13 protein-coding genes are annotated in these 17,239 nt (G+C 37.5%); 2 read left to right on the top strand and 11 right to left on the bottom strand.

Annotated features, from left to right (window positions below):
- Positions 1–19: 19 nt before the first annotated feature.
- From ndhI to SAGCYANO_RS06860, 8 genes are all read right to left on the bottom strand, one after another.
- On the bottom strand, positions 20–634 hold the full coding sequence (ndhI, locus tag SAGCYANO_RS06895; RefSeq protein ID WP_202219403.1) for an NAD(P)H-quinone oxidoreductase subunit I: 615 nt from the start codon (positions 632–634) through the stop codon (positions 20–22).
- Between the two features lie 318 nt (positions 635–952).
- On the bottom strand, positions 953–2,071 hold the full coding sequence (gene nuoH, locus SAGCYANO_RS06890) for an NADH-quinone oxidoreductase subunit NuoH (RefSeq protein ID WP_202219402.1): 1,119 nt from the start codon (positions 2,069–2,071) through the stop codon (positions 953–955).
- Between the two features lie 368 nt (positions 2,072–2,439).
- Complete coding sequence (locus SAGCYANO_RS06885; RefSeq protein ID WP_202219401.1) at positions 2,440–2,901, bottom strand: GAF domain-containing protein; 462 nt, start codon at positions 2,899–2,901, stop codon at positions 2,440–2,442.
- Between the two features lie 473 nt (positions 2,902–3,374).
- Positions 3,375–4,862 carry a chloride channel protein gene (locus tag SAGCYANO_RS06880; RefSeq protein ID WP_237395887.1) on the bottom strand — a complete coding sequence of 496 codons (1,488 nt, stop codon included), beginning with the start codon at positions 4,860–4,862 and terminating at the stop codon, positions 3,375–3,377.
- A 410-nt stretch (positions 4,863–5,272) separates the two neighbouring features.
- A complete protein-coding gene (locus SAGCYANO_RS06875) occupies positions 5,273–6,415 on the bottom strand; it encodes a citrate synthase (protein WP_202219400.1) in 1,143 nt (380 codons plus the stop codon).
- A gap of 664 nt (positions 6,416–7,079) precedes the next feature.
- The gene (sixA, locus tag SAGCYANO_RS06870; RefSeq protein ID WP_202219399.1) at positions 7,080–7,625 is read right to left on the bottom strand and encodes a phosphohistidine phosphatase SixA; all 546 of its coding nucleotides are present in this window, start codon (positions 7,623–7,625) and stop codon (positions 7,080–7,082) included.
- Positions 7,626–7,837: 212 nt separating this feature from the next.
- A complete protein-coding gene (locus tag SAGCYANO_RS06865) occupies positions 7,838–8,065 on the bottom strand; it encodes a hypothetical protein (protein ID WP_202219398.1) in 228 nt (75 codons plus the stop codon).
- A 179-nt stretch (positions 8,066–8,244) separates the two neighbouring features.
- Positions 8,245–8,742 carry an HNH endonuclease gene (locus SAGCYANO_RS06860; RefSeq protein ID WP_202219397.1) on the bottom strand — a complete coding sequence of 166 codons (498 nt, stop codon included), beginning with the start codon at positions 8,740–8,742 and terminating at the stop codon, positions 8,245–8,247.
- 339 nt (positions 8,743–9,081) lie between these two features.
- On the opposite strand from SAGCYANO_RS06860, the gene alr reads away from it, so the two are divergent.
- Together alr and SAGCYANO_RS06850 are read left to right on the top strand one after the other, a co-directional pair.
- Positions 9,082–10,299: an alanine racemase gene (gene alr, locus SAGCYANO_RS06855; RefSeq protein ID WP_202219396.1), complete on the top strand. Its 1,218-nt coding sequence runs from the start codon at positions 9,082–9,084 to the stop codon at positions 10,297–10,299.
- A gap of 469 nt (positions 10,300–10,768) precedes the next feature.
- A complete protein-coding gene (locus SAGCYANO_RS06850; protein ID WP_202219395.1) occupies positions 10,769–11,764 on the top strand; it encodes a glycosyltransferase in 996 nt (331 codons plus the stop codon).
- A 23-nt stretch (positions 11,765–11,787) separates the two neighbouring features.
- Here the strand turns inward: SAGCYANO_RS06850 and SAGCYANO_RS06845 are convergent, their stop codons facing one another.
- From SAGCYANO_RS06845 to SAGCYANO_RS06835, 3 genes are all read right to left on the bottom strand, one after another.
- Positions 11,788–12,978, bottom strand: a complete 1,191-nt coding sequence (locus SAGCYANO_RS06845; protein WP_237395885.1) for a transposase — start codon at positions 12,976–12,978, stop codon at positions 11,788–11,790.
- A 443-nt stretch (positions 12,979–13,421) separates the two neighbouring features.
- Positions 13,422–14,504, bottom strand: a complete 1,083-nt coding sequence (locus tag SAGCYANO_RS06840) for an amidohydrolase family protein (RefSeq protein WP_202219394.1) — start codon at positions 14,502–14,504, stop codon at positions 13,422–13,424.
- Positions 14,505–14,824: 320 nt separating this feature from the next.
- Positions 14,825–17,239: AAA-like domain-containing protein (locus tag SAGCYANO_RS06835; RefSeq protein WP_202219393.1), on the bottom strand; the 2,415-nt coding region annotated here is incomplete at its 5' end.

Below are 17,239 nucleotides of genomic sequence, written 5' to 3'. Positions count from 1 at the left end.
CTGATTAACAAACTAATAGCTATTTTTCTGTAGTCTCTGCTACTGGTTTTTCAGCTTCCATTTGTTCAAGAATTTCTTCCGGACGAAGACCAGCGCGACGTGCATTTTGAGGAACTGTATGAGGGTCTATAGCTCCCTTAGGCAAGTAAGCTAATTCTCGCATAGGAGTTACCATTGGGTCATTTGTCACCTTATATGGTAATCGTCCCAGGGCAACATTATCATAATTCAACTCATGGCGGTCATAAGCTGCTAATTCATACTCTTCCGTCATGGATAAACAGTTAGTTGGACAATATTCCACACAGTTACCGCAGAAAATACAAACACCAAAATCAATACTGTAGTGTTTAAGCTTTTTCTTTTTGGTTTCCTTATTAAATTCCCAATCAACTACAGGTAAATTAATCGGACAAACCCTCACACAAACTTCACAGGCAATACACTTGTCAAATTCAAAGTGAATTCTGCCTCGAAATCTTTCAGAAGGAATAAGTTTTTCGTAGGGGTATTGTACAGTAACAGGACGACGGCTCATGTGGTCAAAAGTTACAGATAAACCCTGACCAATATATTTAGCAGCTTGAAAAGTTTCTTTAGCGTATTCGCCTACTTGATTGAGGAATTTGAGCATGGCGTTTTCTCCTATGAAATCTAATTAGCGGAAAAAGTAATTTTAGATTTTCGATATAGTTTAGTCTAAAAGTCTAAAATCAGCTATGGATTTATACCATTTCTCAAAAGTCTTGCTAAATCTCCTTAAGAGTAGGGAGTAGGATTAAAAGACATAATTTAAGAATTGGATTATATCTTTAAAACCCCTCACAAACATTAATATTTGCTGGTCTTGAATTTATTAGAGGATATTCAGGAAAAGTACCTCCATGTCTACAAACCAGGGACTAATTAATTCTATCTTCTGACTTCTGACTTCTAACTTCTGACTTATGATTTATCCACCAAAAGCAAATGGAAAGGTTAACTTTAAGGCTGCAGTTAACAGTAGATTTACCAGAGCGACGGGTAAGAGAAACTTCCATCCCAAGTCTAATAATTGGTCAATCCTGACCCTTGGTAATGTCCAACGTAATAACACAGCAATGAATACTAGAAAATAAGCTTTGAGCAATGTCATAGTAATGCCCAAAGTAGCAGTAATTATTTGTAGCCAGGGAGTTGTTTCACTTACTCCTAACCAGTCACTGAGAAGTCCAACTGGTATAGGGGACTCCCAACCACCTAGATATAAAATTGCGACAAACAGAGCAGATAGAACTAAATTAATGTAAGACGCTAGGTAATAAAGGGCAAATTTCATCCCTGTATATTCTGTTTGATATCCTGCTACTAATTCTTCTTCTGCTTCAGGAAGGTCAAACGGAAGTCTTTCACATTCTGCCAATGCTGATATCCAGAAAATCAGGAAACCTGCTGGTTGTCTCCAAATATTCCATCCTAAAATGCCATAGCCTGATTGTTGCTCAACAATATCAATTGTACTGAGGCTATTGGACATCATTACTACTGCCAGTACAGCTAAAGCTAAAGGTATTTCATAACTAATAGATTGTGCTGCTGCTCTTAAACCTCCTAGTAGAGAATATTTATTGTTGGATGCATAGCCAGACATCAGCAGACCAATTGGCTGAATACTGGAAAGAGCTATCCATAAAAATATTGCTACCCCCAGGTCTGTAATGATTAAATTTTGTCCAAAAGGAACTACTAGATAAGACAAAAATACTGGGATGGCTACTATTACAGGACCTAGAGTGAAAAGTAGAGGGTCTGCTTTAGAAGGAACAACATCTTCTTTGAAAACTAGCTTCAAGCCATCAGCTAAAGGTGCTAGAGTTCCCAAAGGACCGATAAATTCTGGGCCAATTCTTTGTTGAGCTGCTGCGGAAATTTTTCGCTCTAGCCACACTGTTACTAGAACACTAACAGTAGCAGCTATAATCATCAATAACATGGGTAATGGTAGCCAAACGGTTCTGGCTATTTCTGGGGATAGGCCCAAGTCTACGAGAGCTTCAATAAATGTTCTTTGTAGATCGATTCCTGAATTCATTTAGAGTAGGGTTAAATAAGTATTATTACTTTGCTTGTTGATTTTATCAGAAAGATAGGATTCTGAGATTAGCCAAACCTGATATTTTTATAGAGCATGGATAATTGATAATTGATGAAAGAGGTTTACACTTTTCAAAAAATGGCTGGTTAATTAATGCTGACCTCAACAGCAGTTACAATACCCATGCGAAAGGCAATTCAATCATCCTTATTCTGATGTATGGAGAGGGATTAGGAGTAATTCCATTCAGGATAACGCCTGTCCAAGTGAGTTAAGTAATGAATATTGGTCTATAAACTTACAAAAGAGTCAATAGGGGATAGGGGGAAATAATTGATTTAATTTTTTATTGTTGGAGATATCTATCATAAATTGAATAGAAGTTGCCCTAAACTTTCGGCTTGACTTGTTGCTATTTCTATAATTTTTGTATCTTTAGAACGAGTTTGTGCCGTAAAAAAAGCCAACACTATCAAAACTTTATTTTGTGTAATTACAGGTATAGAAAAGCCGCTTTTGACTCCAAAAGCTTTCGCAATTTGATTGCGTAAAAAATATCCCTCAGACTCGATAGTTACATCTATAATCCATTCCGGTTGTTTTGATAACCAAACTCGTCCTGGTAAGCCTTCACCCCTAGATAATATAAAATCTTGACTACAAACCCAAAATTGTTCTAAATCCTTGTTGCCAAAACCGGAATTAATATAATAGCTGGAACTAAGTTGTAGTAGATTTTTATCTTCATCTGGAATCCAAGCTTCACCATAGGGAAAATTAGTTGATACACAAATTTTTTCTAGACTTATAGTAATACTTTCATTCATCGATATAGGTTTGATTTATCAAATTAAATAATGTCATATTTAATAGTTATAATTAGGGCTTACAAAAGCATTAACTTATGAAGAAAAGTGCCTTTTTGTGGCTTTTAAAAAGTGCCTTTTATCACGTCTAAAATACTCAAAAAGTTAGTATTCGAGGCGCATAGTTCGGCAGAAAAATCAGGAGATTATTCTTTCGACCACTTCCTCTATAACTCGCATTTATCCTGACTCTTAACTACTTTCTACCTCAACAAAAAGACTTTCCATACGCAAACCCTAACTATATGTTTTACCGGATTATTAATAATTAATAATTAAATAATTCGCGCCTCTGTTGCCTCCCCTTTTAAGGGTAAAAAAGAAATAATATTTCCTTATGTTCAATCCTCTCGGTTTTAACCTTCTTGTAATTATCCATTATCCATTATCCATTATCCATTATCCATTATCCATTATCCATTATCCATTATCCATTATCCATTATCCATTAATGAAACTCCCTGTTCATGTAGTACTGTTTTAATAAGGCACTGTGGATGTTCGACTTGTTTTCTAGGGCGTTGAGTTCTTAACAAACCAATATTGCTAGTCAATATAAAACTGGTAAAACTAGCGATCGCTATAATCGGAATTATCGATGTATCAGATAAAACACTCAAAATAATTGAGGTGCTAATCGGAGTTTTGGTAATCGATACATTAATGGCGGCCATGCAACATAACATTGCAATAGTTGGATGTACTCCTGGAATTAAAAAACTGATAGCCAACCCTAAACTTGCTCCTGTGAAAAATAGGGGAAAAATAAAACCCCCTCGAAATCCACCATGAATAGTGAAACTAATGGCCATCATTTTAGCCAAACAAATTCCGAGTAATGTTACAACTGTAAGTGTAGTAGCTGGCTCAATTAATTGAGTTTCAATTTGTTGCTCGCTAAAGAAAAGAGTTTGAGGATATAAAACTGCTAACCAACCAATCCCCAATCCTCCCAAAATTGCTCGCCAAATATGCCTATTTTCAATAGGTTGGATGGCAAATTCTGTGAGTCGAAAAATCCCAATAAACAAAATTCCAGCTAAACCACCTACTATTCCTAGAACTCCAGCTTCCAGAAGATTGAGCCAACTCAAAGCAGGAATACTATCAAAATAGTCAAAGTGATAGATACCTCCAATTTCTAACCCAGTGCCAAACCGAAACACACCAAAACTAAAAATTCCTGCAACAACTGCCGGAATAATTGCTTCATAATACTGAATTCCGCGACGATGGGGAATCTCCAGGGCAAATAACGGGCCACCAACCGGATCGCCAAAGAATGCTGCTAATGCTGCACCCATACCACAAAAGGTCAGAACTCTTGTTTCCTTGAGAGTCAAATTCAGTTTGTCTGCAATCCAACTTCCTAAACTACCATTAATTTGTACCAGGGGTGCTTCAGGTCCCAAACTTCCACCAGCAGTAATTGATACTAAAGATGTGGCAATCATTCCTGGTGTTTGACTTGGTTCCAAACGACCAGGATCGTGAATTTTATCAATCACCTTTGCCATTTCTCCTGGTTGACCAAAGAAATAGAGACACAAGCCAACCCCAAACCCTCCAATTGTTGATACAATCCAGGTATAGTTCCATGCTGGGAACCAATCCGGGAAAATTCCTGTGAAGTAGTGCTTCCCTGTTTCCCAAACAAACTCCAAAAAATGTTCTAAAACAAAGTAGTAAGCTGTAGCAACTAATCCTCCCATAATTCCAACAGCACTGGTATAAAGCAGAATTTTGGAGTACAACAACTCTTGAGTTAGACTGCTTAATTCTAGTTCGTCGTCTTTGACATTTTGATTATTCATATTGGGAAAAGACCATTGAATCTCCCGCTTAATCAAAATCTTCTGGGTGAAAAATCCAACTGCTAGTACGAGAAAGATTATTACAAAGGCAGAAGCAAAGATATTCATAGGTTAAAAAAAATCATTAATTGTTTCCTGCTAATAGCTACTTTTCGTCACATCTTTGATGTCTTCCCGAAGCTGCTCTTGAGATGCTGTGAAGGAGAAACAATCTATGCTATACACTTATAAGTTTTTTCCTTCTGTCATACTATTTCTTCCAGAGGAGTTACCGAATAATTAAGAATTAATAATTAATAATTAAATAATTCTGGTTTAAAGCCTCCCCTTTTAAGGGGAAAAAGAAATAATATTTCCTTATATTCAATTCCGTTTCTGTTAAAACCCGAGGTAATTATCAATTATCAATTATCCATTAATGAAACTTTTCATGTGCCATAGCATTTCATCTCCGCGACAGCCGAAAAACAATTTCTAAATTCTGAATTCTAAATTCTAAATTCTGAATTCTAAAATACTTAACGTTCTTGAATAGGAGTATAAGAAATATTATGCTCTCCTGTATAAATTTGTGTAGGACGAAAAATCCGATTTTCTGTTAACTGTTCTTTCCAGTGAGCCAACCAACCAGCTACACGAGCTATAGCAAATACTGGTGTAAATAGGTCGCTAGATATGCCTAATTTTCGATAAACCAAACCAGAATAAAAATCCACATTTGGGTAAATCCCTTTGTGGCCTAATTTTTCCTCTACAGCCTTTTCCAGCTCTAAAGCAATCTCATAATATTTGTCGTAGCCAAACTTTTCAAATAACTTTTCTGCTAGTTCCTGAAGAATAATAGCTCGCGGGTCTTTCACTTTATAGACTCTGTGACCAAAACCCATAATTTTTGCCTTAGTCTCCAAACATTTTTCTAGATATGGCCTAACATTTTCTACCGAACCAATTTCGGACAACATAGTAATAACGTCTTCATTAGCACCCCCATGTAGAGGACCTGCCAAAGTTCCCACTGCCGAAGCTATAACTGCATAAGGATCTGTCAAAGTAGAAGAAGTTACCATAGCTGAGAATGTAGAAGCATTAATAGTATGTTCAGCATGAAGAATCAGACAAACATCAAATACCTGTGCTGCTAGTGGATCGGGTTCCCGTTCATTCAGCATATATAAGAAGTTGGCTGCATAGTCCAAATCATCTTTTGGCTGTACAGCATCGTTACCTCTACGCATTAACTCCGAAGCAGCTACCATAGTTGGGATTTTAGCCAGTAACCTGACGACTGCAGACCTAATATATTCTGGGTTATCAAGAGCACGGCGAGAATAAAATAAACCTAAAGCTGCTGCTGAAGTCTGTAGAGCATCCATGGGATGTCCAGTTTCTGGGAAGCATTTCATCATGTCCCGAATTCTATACTTAATTCTTCTGTGATAGCGAATGTCATGCTCAAAGCTTTCTAATTCTTCTTTGCTAGGAAGATAGCCCCAAATTAATAAGTATGCTGTTTCCAGAAAAGAACTCTTTTTTGCCAGTTCCTGAATATTAATGCCTCGATATTCCAGTACTCCTTGCTGTCCATCGACGTAGCTGATACTTGATTGGGTAGCGGGAACACCTTCTAAACCTGGTTTAAATTCTATGCAGACGACAGACATTACTATACCTTTTACTTAGTTAGAATATTCTCAACTTACATTATCAACTAGCTTAGTTGTGTCGTGGTTTTGACAATAATTTATTAATAATTCTGGCTATTGACACTCCCACCTTATAAATCAGAAATAATAATCGGAGATGATTGCTTCTGAGATTGTTAACTAGGCAACAAATCAAATTTTCTAGCAAATATCAGTAAAGTATTTCATTAATAAATATAACTATTCTCAAGTCTAAACATTACTTTTTCACAATCTTTATGAACCAATATTTAAAGTTAATATTTCAGTAAAAATATTCTCTGCCAATTCACAAAGTTTATGAGTTAATTTAAGATAATAATTATGTCTCGTATTGGCTATTTTTTTATGTAATTTTGCTATTTCATTCTGGAGTATTAGCAAATTATTTTAACCTATATTTTTATTTTTATAGCAGTACCTTCTTTGGTGTTTGATATCAATTATCATTAAGTAACCATAATAAATCAGTGATCTTTAGATGACTAAAGATGACTTCTATGCGGTAGACATTGCCACTTTATACACGATAGTTCGCTGAAATGACCACCAAATAAAAATTATAGCAGTCGAAGCAAAAGGCGCGGACAGTTCCAAAGTTTAAAACTCAGATAACGTAGTAGTTTTCCTTCTTACTTCTTCCTTATTCCTTCTTCCTTCTTACTTCTTCCTTCTTCCTTCTTCCTTCTTCCCTAAGTAGAAATTTTGGTGGTGTCAACCAAAACATTTGACTATTGCCTACTGGTGAACCAACTTCAGGTAAAGAAATGCCTATAACCCCTGCTTTTTTTAGTATCAATACTTGTCTAGCTTCTCCCCAGATTAAAATTTCTGCCCAATTTGCTAAGTCTGGTTGATGGCCTACAAGGGCTAATTCTCTATTTTCTTGGGTTTGCCATGTTTTGAGCCATTTCAGCCAAATATTAATTTCACCATCAGGAGCTAGTGGTAAAAATTCTTCTACTTTAGAGCTTAATTTATTTTCTTGAAGAATTTTAGCAGTTTGACGCGCTCTAACTAGAGGACTGGTAAGAATTAGGTTGAAATGAAGGCCCAATTGTTTGAGTTGTTGAGCAATTTTGTGAGTTTTGCGATCGCCTGTTTCTGTCAAAGGGCGTTCTGCATCTGTGGGATAATTTTCTGCATCTGCTGCTATACCGTGACGGATGAAATAAATATTTATACTCATAAGCTGTTCCGCATTCAAACTATATAATCAAACTTTTGTTAGAGATAATGAACTTTTAGTGCAACTGCTATCCAAAACTGCCAATACCACTTTATATAATAAAAGTCAACTTTAATCAAAAAACTAATAGACATCTTCTCCATGCATAGGGAGTAGGCAGTAGAGACCTTGCATGGAACGTCCATACAGAATAGGGGGAAAGAATTGATAATTTATTGCACGATCATTGATTTGATTTTTGATGACCGGAGATGTCTAATAGCAGTCGAAAGAGCTAAAAACTCAGACAAAGCCAGATTTTTTTCTGCCTTCTGCCTTCTGCCTTGCATTACTATTACTGAGGGCTTACTGATTAAATCTAAAAGCATTGACAGATAAAGACAAGTGCCTTTTTGAGGTCGAAAAAAGTGCCTGGGAGTCAGTTCTTCATGCTCATGCATGGAGGGTATTTTAGGCTCATAGTTGGGCAGAAAAATCTTGGGACAATTCTTACTCCTACCTCCTCCTATTTTTCCTGTCTTCCCCTCCTGGGAGGGGTTAGGGGTGGGTTGTCTCCTGTCTCCTGTCTCCTAACCCTACTTAGATACAAAAAACCCCTGCCTTCAGATAGACAGGGGCTTTATAAACCAATCACATATTTTTTCCATTCTTTATTCCTACCACTTTTAACGTGTTTAGTCAATTCAAAGTAAAGGCCACTATAGGGTTTTCGAGGAAGATTACGCAAAGTCATATTAGCCTCTTTTGGAGTGCGATTACCTTTTCGGACATTGCAGCGAACACAAGCAGTCACAAGATTTTCCCAGGTATCGCCACCACCACGCGATCGCGGTATTACATGATCTAAGGTTAAATCATCGCCCTTATAATTACAGTATTGACAGGAATTACCATCTCGGTGCATAATGTTTCGGCGCGTCAAAGGAATATCTTTATAAGGGACTCGGACATAGTATCGCAGTCGAATAACTGTGGGCAAGGGAATATCTGGCAGGATATATACCCCGTTATGTTCAATCTGCTCCGCTTTACCTTTGAGCAACAAGACGATCGCTCGTCGCCAACTCGTGATATTGAGCGGTTCATAAGAAGCGTTCAACACTAAAACATTGGCCATTGATATTTCTGAAAAGATAATATTTTCTCATAGGTTAACACAATCAATCTTTCCTTGGGACAAAAGTTGAGAGTTAAACAATTTCCTGACAGACAAAATTAAGGTATAAAAAATTTGGCGTTGCTGATGGGCGGGTATGATTTGATAATTTTGTATTTTTAATTTTGTATTTTGGATTGTTTGAACTACGGTTGTTAAGACTAACTGTTCCCTACTCCCTATTCCCTATCCCCTATAAAAATAATCTTCTCAAGCTGTAGCGATATAACCTGATAATCGCTAATTATAGTAGCAAATAGTTTTAGACCGGAAAGTTAATTAATTGAGGAGTGAGTCAAAATGTTGAGTTGGGAAAACGCTTCTTTTAAAACTCTAGTAACAGAAAGCTTAAATCAGGACTCCATAGAAAGTGATGCTTATGGAGGAATTTGTCAAAGAGCTTGGGTAGAAATTAATGACCGGGCATTGGCCTATAATGTGCGACAGCTTAAGAGTATTCTATCAGCAAAAACTAAATTAATGGGAGTAGTTAAAGCAGATGCTTATGGCCATGGAGCGTGTCAAGTATCTCAAACTATTTTAGAGGCAGGTGCAGATTGGTTGGCAGTCGCAACAGTGCCAGAAGGAATAGAGTTAAGGTTAGCTGGAGTTGAAGCACCAATTTTAATTTTAGGGGCAACAGACCGACCAGAGCAAATTCAAGCGATCGCTCACTGGCAACTTCAACCAACTATTTGTACGCCTCAGCAAGCTTTAGTTTTTTCAGAGACTCTTTCCCATTACACTAAAGCAATGCCAGTGCATCTGATGTTGGATACAGGAATGTCTCGGTTAGGAATGCCTTGGCAAGAAGCAGTAGAATTTGTACAGTTTGTCCAGAGATTACCAAATTTAAAAATTGCTAGTATTTATTCTCACTTAGCTACCGCAGATAGTCCTGACCAAACAGTGATGAGAAAGCAGCATGACAGGTTTGAGGAAGCAATACGTTCGTGTCGTATTGATGGAGAAGGTTTTTCTAGTGATGTACAGTTTCATTTTGCTAACTCGGCAGCAACTTTAACTGACTCTGCTTTACATTACGATATGGTGCGAGTGGGTTTAGCTCTTTATGGTCTCTATCCAGCACCTCACTTCCATCAGAAAGTTAATTTAAAACCCGCAATGCAGGTTAAAGCTAGGGTGACACAGGTCAAAACTATTGAAGCAGGTACTGGTGTTAGTTATGGTTATCAATTTATTGCCAAAAAGCGGATGCGTTTAGCAGTAGTAGGTATTGGTTATGCTGATGGTGTACCTCGTAACCTTTCTAATAAAATGAAAGTTATTGTGCGCGATAAATTGATTCCTCAAGTGGGAGCTATTACTATGGATCAATTGATGTTGGATGTGAGCGATCTTCCCGATCTAGAAACAGGTGAAGTGGTAACTTTATTGGGGGAGCAAGGTAAGTATCAAATTTCTGCTGAAGACTGGGCAAATACTTTAGGGACTATTTCCTGGGAAATTCTTTGTAGTTTTAAGCATCGACTACCTCGTGTAGGAGTTGAGAAATAGGAGTCAGGAGTCAGGAGTCAGGAGTCAGGAGTCAGAAGGGAAGAAAGAAGAATAGAAGGAGAAAGTTTTTTGTTTAGCTAGCGCACAACAGACCTTAACTGAGTTCTATCTCTAATTATCCGGACATGATGTAATACCTCAAATCATCAACACCAGTAATGGTAGGTGGAGATCGGGAAAACTGAGAACGGGAGCAAGATGCTCCCACTGTCTATACCGTGACAAAAATAATTGGAACGGGAGCAAGATGCTCCCACTGTCTGTACCGTGACAAAAATAATTAGAACGGGAGCAAGATGCTCCCACTGGCTATAATTACAATGCACTACTACCATTTTTTGAACTTGCTGTAATTCTCAAGGAATATAGAGACTTTCCATGGAAGGTCTCTACAAGATCCAGCGTTCCCTCTTGAATTTCCACCTAAAACCTATAACCTAAGACTTAAGACCTACCACTAAATAAATTGATGTCAACTACTACAACTCCACGGGTAAGCGTAATTATACCCGTTTACAATGGCGATCGCTATATTCGCCAGGCCATCGAAAGTGTTTTATCCCAAACTTATCAATCCTATGAAATAATTGTCATTGATGATGGCTCCACAGACAATACTTCTTTAGTCTTGGAACCTTATGTTAAGACTATCCGTTATATATATCAAAAAAATCAAGGGGTTTCAGCAGCTAGGAATCATGGTATAGATCTGGCGCGGGGAGAGTTAATTGCTTTTCTAGATGCAGATGATTTTTTTCTACCGGATAAACTGACTGCTCAGGTAGGAGTATTTGATGCGCAACCGAATTTGGGAATTGTTCACAGTGGGTGGCGCAGAGTGAATCAAGATGGTGAAACTATTAAAGATGAGACACCTTGGGATTATGTGCCGAAATTGGATTTAGAGGGGTGGTTGCGATGGAAACCAATAGGTACAATGGGTACTTTGATGTTTCGGCGATATTGGTTACAACAGGTGGGGAGTTTTGAGCCAGGATTAGGTCATGCGGAGGATGTAGATTTAGTGTTGCGTTTGGCTTTGCGGGGTTGTGAGGCGGACTGGTTGCGAGAGTCTACTGTTTGTTATCGCCAGCACGACCAAAATACGATGCGAGATGGGATATCTCAGGCACGGTGTATTAATGGGGTGTTGGATAAGTTTTTTGCGTCGGAGTCTCTACCTTTGGAGGTTCAGTTGTTAGAAAAACAGGTGCGTTACAATACTTTGGTCTGGAGTTCTTGGTATTTGTACTATACGGGTTTCTATTCTGAAATGGTGGAATATTTACAAAGGTCTTGGAAATATTCTCCTTTTTTACCTGTGGGAACAGTGATTAATTGGATTGATAGTTTTACAGGATTTTCTGAGAATGTGGGGGATGATTTAGATGCCGATAAATTGGCTAAAACTTCTGAGTGGCAAAATTTAATGAGTTGGGCGATCAGTAATAGTGAGGTTTCGTAAACTACCAGGCATCAAATCAAAGATTATGATGCTGGCTTTTTGTAGCCCTCCAGTATATCCCATATAGTTAGTTGTCTTGGTCTAAAATCAAGATTACTAACTTGACAAAATAACCAGGAGCCTCCAGGCTGGTTTACAGACAGCCCCAAAGCAGCTATATTTTTAGCACCATTATAGTCAGCATCACCTTCCCATCCACAATGATTGCAATGATAATTCTTACCATTCCTATATGATTTACCTTTTGTCGGATGAATATGCAAACATTTGTGGCAAGTTTGGGAAGTATAAGCCGGGTTAACTAATATTAGTCTTACTCCATTCAACAGGCATTTATAAGTTAGAAACATCCGAAACTGATAAAATGCCCAATTATTAGACAATCTTCTTTCTTTCTTAGTTCTACGTTGTTGATTAGTTCTAGTTCTAATATTAGTTAAATCTTCAATAGCGATTGATGTCTTATTAGTCGCTGCTTTCTTGACTAAATAAGTTGTAATTTCATGGTTAATATGTTTCTGAAAGCGTCGTTCTTTGCCTGATAACCGTTGCTGTAGTTTCCGACATCTACGCCGACTACTACGAGTGCCTTTTGATGCTTTTTGTTGTAGAACTGCTCTCATTTGAGAATAATGATTTCTTTTATTGGTGATTTTTTTACCCGACCATGAATCACTTTCGGAAGTTGTTGCAATATCTGTTCTACCCAAGTCAATACCAATTACTTTGTCTGTATCTGTTGGGTCAGGTGCTATATTATTAATATTAATATTTATGTAATAGCTACCATCTTTCCTTTTATTTAATACAGCAGATTTAGACTTACTACCCTTTAATATTCCACGTTGATAGTTCCCTATTAGTAATTCAATTTTAGTTCTTTTAGTTAGCAGCTTTACACTAACAATCCATGTTTTTGTATCTAGACTAAATGTTCTACTATCATAATCTACTGATGTTGGGCTAAAACTTAATTCCTTTTTAATATGATTAGTAATAGAAGTTTTTCTATTACCACATACTCGTCTTATTGCATGAATTGTTGTTTGTGCTGATAACTGAAAGTTTTCTCGAACTGTATCATACATCAAAGATTGCATAGCTACATTATTTGTCAATTTTTTATCACTATTTTCGTGAATAAACTGACAAGCATTTGCATATTCTACCAGTGTTGCTTCTATCTCTTTTGCCAACTCTGGAGTAATCTTCAATTTGCAGGATATAGTCGTTATCTGTTTCATGACTCTATTATAGTTCAAAAGGTGAAATAATAACAAGAAAACAGATATTAATATTATTTATAAATTCCTCCCGGCACTAAATTAAAAATTATAGTGCGGGACTCCTTTATTTACTGAGTTGAAGAAGGCAGAAGGCAGCTATGCTGGAGGCAGAAGGGAAGAAAAGGTTAAAAGGGATAAAGTTTTTTTTATAACTGATTATCCGTTAGCGTAGCTCCCCCGGAGGGGGAACATGATATTATATAGAATCCGGTTATACAGTATATGTTTATAATTATCCACACTTTCTCGCCTTCAATCTCCCCTTCTCCCCTTCTCCCCAGACTCCCCACCCTCCCCACACTTCCCACCCCCAAATATATGATAAGTATTCAACCGGATTTTATATTAGGGGTGGGTTCCCTACTCCCTCTTTACATTTTATAGAAACATTTAGGATTATCCCAAACAATCTTATTCACTATCTCCTGAGATAAATTCTTCTCAAGCTCTACAATATTCTTAACAATATCTGGCTGATGATCCATGTGGGGATAGTCTGAACCAAATATTAAATTGTCAGAACCAATGTAATCAATAATCTGAGTCAGATAAGCCTCAGATGGGTCAAAAGCAATATAACATTGACGGCGAAAATACTCTGAAGGCAGCAATTTTACCATATCTTTGACTTCCCAATGTAAATTTTTGTATTCTTCATCCAACCGCCATAACCAATAAGGCAACCAACCACAACCAGACTCTAAAAATCCTACCCTCAGCTTGGGATGACGCTCTAATACTCCTCCTTCAATTAAGGCCAATAGTGCCATCATCTGTTCCATGGGGTGAGAACAAGCATGGAGGGCAAAACGACTATTGAATCTATCTGCTCCTGTGGTGGGTAAACGACCGTGGGTTGCTTCGTGAATGCCTACAGCTATATCTAATTCTTCGCAAGCACTCCAAAAGGGTTCGTATTCTAAATCGCTCAAAATTCTTCCTTTGACAGGGTTAGGACGTAAAAAAACCGCCTTCCAGCCAAAATTTGCAATTCTATGTAGCTCTTTCACCATCTCCTGGGGGTCATGGAGATTCATTGCCCCTACTCCTTTTAACCGACTGGGGTCATAGCTACAAAATTCTTCATAGAGCCATGTATTGTAGGCATGGGTAAAAGCGCCGATGACTGCTGGGGGCAAAGTATCGATCGCAAATAACCACAGTCCAGAAGTAGGATAAATAAAGGCAATATCCACTCCCATCAATACCATTTCTTGGACGTGAGATTCAACATCGTAGTGGTTCAAATAAGCGTGGGGGTGAGCCTCCATCATCTGTCTATTTCCCTCTTTTTCTACTTGCTGGGAGATTTTTTCATTGATGGGTTCCCCTTTAATTTTCATGTCCAGGGAGGGGGCAAAGTCTTGAAATTGAGGTTCGAGGTATTTTGCCCAAATCTGGGGAGGTTCAATAACGTGGGAGTCTGCGTCTATAATTTTGTATCCGTTGAGCATTTTTATTGGCTATTTTAGCGTGTAGTTGACTGTTTCATCTTAAATGTTGCATTAGAAAATGGGGTGATGGGAACCCACCCCTAACCCCTCCCAGGAGGGGAATTGGGGGGTTACGAAAAAAGCTAATGTACTATTTTAGGTGAAACAATCCAGTAGTGGGCCGACACAGCTAAAACTGTGCGGAGCGATTATTGGTGCGGGGGCGGGTTCACCAGGTCCTGGGTAAAACCGGGGCGGGTTCACCAGGTCCTGGGTAAAACCATTCAGTTAACGCGGAACCCGCCCCTACCGCGGAACCCGCCCCTACCCGATGCACCATTTTAGGCGTGTCGCGCCCTACGACTGGGCGAATGCCATTCGCCCCTACGACTCCTGACTCCTGAATTCAAGCAGATTTTTTCTGTCCAACTACGATTAAATATTAATTCATAAATTCGGTTATGAATTTTTAGTAATTCATTTTGCTTAATTGCTAGTCCTGATAAACATAATTCTTTTTCTTCTGGACTGTTAGTTCTCATTATCTCTTTTTGCTCTAATAATTGTTGATAAATTTCGAGCATTTGTCTTCTATTTTCACTATGAAAAATACGATCGCGAATGGTTTTTAAATGTTCTGGTTCGTCTTGAGTTTCCCAATTTTTGAGGATTTTTTCTTCTACTAAATTTTCTATCCACTTAGCTTCACCATTGACCGGAATTGGTATTTCTGAATTACGAATTAACTGACATAATTTTTGAGTTAAAAAAGGTTGTCCTCCGGTCCAGTTTAATATTTCTTGCAGCATAGTTTGAGGATTACTAACTTTTTCTGTTATTCCATATAATAAAGGTTGTGCTTCATGTTTTTTGAAGCTTTCTAGTTCAATTGTTTTACCAATATTAAAAGGGGTTCTTCTAATATCAGTCATTAATTCTGAAGGAGTTGCTACCCCAAAAAAAGCAAAGGTGAGATTCTGATATCTAGAATCTGGATCGATGGTTCGTTTATTGTAGTAAGAGCGAATTAGGGCAAAAAAGTCATTGACTGGAAATTTTAAGCTTAAAATTGTATCAACTTCATCTAGAAAAATGAAGACTTTTTTCATAGATTCATCGTTCTCATTATTCAGTTCAACTAATAAAATATCTTCAAGAAATTGACCTAATCTTTGTACGGGAGAAATATCTAATCTGTCATTCCACCAAGTTTTAAATTTGATTAAATTAAATTTTTGCATTAAACGAAAACTACGCAATAGATCCACTGCTAATCCTTTATACCATTGTTCTACGGTCACATTTTCACTACCAATTTGAGTTAAATCTACTGCTGCACAATGATGTCCTTCATGGTTGAGATGGTGGATCATTCTGACCATCAGACTAGATTTTCCCATTTGTCGGGCATTCAAAATATAACAAAATTCACCTTGTTTTAAGGCTTGATAGAGGGAGCGATCGGCTTGCCGGACTACATAAGTAGGGGAATTATTGGGCAAACTTCCACCTACTTTATAATTAAAATCAGAGGCGGGTTTGCCAGTTTTTAGTAGCTCATTTTCAAAGATTAGTTTTGCTTGAGTTGCTTTGAGAACCTCTAAGGTTTTAGATAGTTCTGTTGTGCGTTCTTCTACTCTTTGTTCTAGGGTTTGATAAAGTCGGGAATTGTCGATGGAAATTGCTGCTTGAGCAGATAAAATATTTAATAGTTCGACTCTTTCTGAAGTGAATGTATTTGTGGTTAAATTATTTTCTAAATAAACTATTCCACTTAATTGACCTTGGTTAATTAGGGGAGTGCAGAGAATTGATTTAGATTTTGTGGCGATAATATAAGGGTCATTAATAAATTCTCCTTGGTTAGCTGCGTCGTTAAGTACAATATATTTTTGAGTGCGAATGACATAGTTAATAACAGTAGTTGGTAAAATGGGAAGTGATGTTTGGGGGTCTGTAGATTCTATAGGAATTGATTGTAAAATAGTTACTTCGTCGCTATCTATTTTTCCTTGAGCTTCGACGGCCCAATTTCCTTGATGGTAGAGAATTAAAAATCCTGTTTGCGCTCCAGCATTTTCGATGGTAATTTTCATTAAGTTGTACAGGAGATTTTCGAGCTTAATTTCACCAGAAATTGCTTGAGATGATTTCATTACTGTGGTTAAGTCGAGAATTTCTCCATCAGTATTAGAGGTAGAAAGAGTTGGATTAATACCTTTTAATTTACTTTTATTTGTTACTCTTAATAAATATTGGGGATATTCTGATTCTAACTGTTTGACTTTAGCTTTTGCTCCCCAACGGATGTAACAATGATGGGCATTTTTGAGGTAAAATTGACCTATTTCTTCTCTACCGACGAGGGCGAGATAAAATTCTGCTGCTCGTTCGTAAGCTAAAGCTTCTTCATGGATAAATTCATATTTTTTTGCTCCTTGAATGGCGCGATCGTACAGTTCTTGTGCTTGTAAAGTTTGTCCTAATATTCTGGCTTTTTCTGCTTCTACTAGGTCGTATTTATGTTGGAAGTTTTCTCGGCAATTTCCAGCCCATATTTTCATATCCTCTTGATTTTTTTCTACTTGTTCTAGTAATTCTTTTTGCTGTTCTGCGTCGCAATTATTGTGATGAGCAAGACAAGTAAGGGAATAGTAAAAATTATGCTGTGGATTACATAAAAATCCGATCATTTCAGCAACATATATATCTGCAGATTGACTATTTTTAAAAGCTTGAATGTAATCTTTGAAGAG

It is taken from the genome of Okeania sp. KiyG1 (assembly GCF_014132355.1).
In the GTDB taxonomy this organism is placed as follows: Bacteria; Cyanobacteriota; Cyanobacteriia; order Cyanobacteriales; family Microcoleaceae; genus Okeania.
The sequence above is the reverse complement of the archived record's forward strand: the minus strand, read 5'-3'. Positions and strand labels throughout refer to the sequence as shown.